We start from the raw sequence: 1,901 nt of genomic DNA, 5'->3' as shown, positions 1-1,901 counted from the left end.
TTCCAATACTATCTTTATAAGTTAAAATGGCGGATTGAGTTTTTTATAAAGGAAAGGTTGTAGATTTATCGGTGCTGTAAAAGGAAAATTGACAATAAAAAAACGCCCAAAAGGCGTTTTTGATTCGTAGTGATAATCTTCTTGAAAATGTTGGGGCAGCATGATAAAATGACAGTTGGCATAAATTATTTATTATGCAATTGTTTAAAAAATACCTATTATAACATTAACACAATTCGATTCAATTGTCAACAATTGACCAAAACTTACCTGGAGAGTGGTTGGATGAGTGATTTACTAAGCAAAGACTGGCAAATGGAACAAACAAGAGTCACTTCAGTGGTAAAAGAGATCGATAAAAAAATAAATAAATTAAAATCAAATGCAGGAAAAGTAGGTGCGGATGTCCTTGAGATTCGTAAAGAATTTTGGGAAGATGTAACCGTCAATTTAGATGAACCTGATGATGTAATTGAAACAGCAGCGAGTATCAAACAGCAGGTTGAACTCCTCTCTGAACGTGAGCGGACACATAAACAGTTGGATAAACAGCTTAACACACTGTCAAGATTAAAGTATTCCCCATACTTTGGCCGGATCGATTTTTTAGAAAAAGGGGAAGCCGCCATGGACCAGGTATACCTTGGAATTGCATCCTTGATGGACGAACATGATGAAAATTTCTTAATTTATGATTGGCGCGCACCCATATCAAGCCTCTATTATGACTACTCACCAGGCCCGGCTCAATATAAAATCCCAGAAGGAATGATTGAAGGCGAAATGAGCTTAAAGCGTCAATTTATTATTAAAGCCTCCGAGATTAAAGGGATGTTTGATACAGGGGTAACGATTGGGGATGAAATGCTTCAGGAGGTCCTTGGAAACAATGCGAGCACTCAAATGAAAAGCATTGTTGCTACTATTCAACGAGAGCAAAATGAAATTATTCGCAATGAACGTGCAAAAATACTGATCGTACAAGGAGTTGCGGGGAGTGGTAAAACGTCTGCAGCCCTGCAACGGGTTGCCTACCTGCTCTATCGTTATCGTGGGACCTTAAATTCAGAAAACATTATGTTATTTTCGCCTAACCCGCTATTTAATAGCTATGTTGCCACAGTTTTACCTGAGCTTGGGGAAGAAAATATGCAGCAATCCACTTTTCAGGAATACCTGAATTCCCGATTAGGGAAGGAATTTGATGTGGAAGATCCTTTTACCCAGATGGAGTATTTGCTAAGTGGGAAGGATGAAAAGGATTATCATGAAAGAGTTGAGGGGATTCGCTTTAAAGCAAGTTTGGACTTTAAGAATATTATTGAACAATACGCGAAGGGTTTATCTCAAAAGGGTCTAATTTTTAGGGATTTAAAATTTAGAGGAGATGTATTAATCTCTAAAAAGGAGATTCATGATTATTTTTATTCTTTAGAGGATCACATTACCATTCCTAATCGAATGAAGCTTGTTAAAGAATGGTTGTTAAGAGATCTAAAGCGAAAAGTTAGACAAGAGCGATCAAGGAGTTGGGTGGAAGATGAAATCCAATACCTCGAAAAAGAAGATTTTATGGAGGCTTTCAAAAAGCTTCAGGAGAAGAATCAATTTTCCGGTAATTCTTTTGATGATTTTGAGCAGGAGCAAAAGTTTCTTGCAGAAATGGTCGTCAAAGAGAAGTTCAAGCCATTATTTACACGCGTAAAAAGTTTACGGTTTGTTGATGCTCCACGCGTTTATTGCCAGTTATTTAAGCAAGCTGAATATATGGATAAAAGCCTGCCGGTTGAGTGGAATAAAATTTGCAGACAGACGATGGATAAATTAAATGAGAAAGTCATTCCATATGAGGATGCTACACCATACGTGTATCTCCAGGATTTAATTGAGGGGCGTAAGTC

Annotated in this window: 1 protein-coding gene; it reads left to right on the top strand. The window is 37.5% G+C overall.

From position 1 onward, the window contains the following. Positions 1–285 precede the first annotated feature (285 nt). On the top strand, positions 286–1,901 hold a 1,616-nt coding region (gene helD, locus V7659_RS29215), incomplete at its 3' end, for an RNA polymerase recycling motor HelD (protein ID WP_335543547.1).

The sequence above is a fragment of the Neobacillus drentensis genome (assembly GCF_036966985.1).
GTDB lineage: Bacteria > Bacillota > Bacilli > Bacillales > Cytobacillaceae > Neobacillus > Neobacillus drentensis_E.
This window is presented reverse-complemented; position numbering and strand designations above follow the sequence as displayed.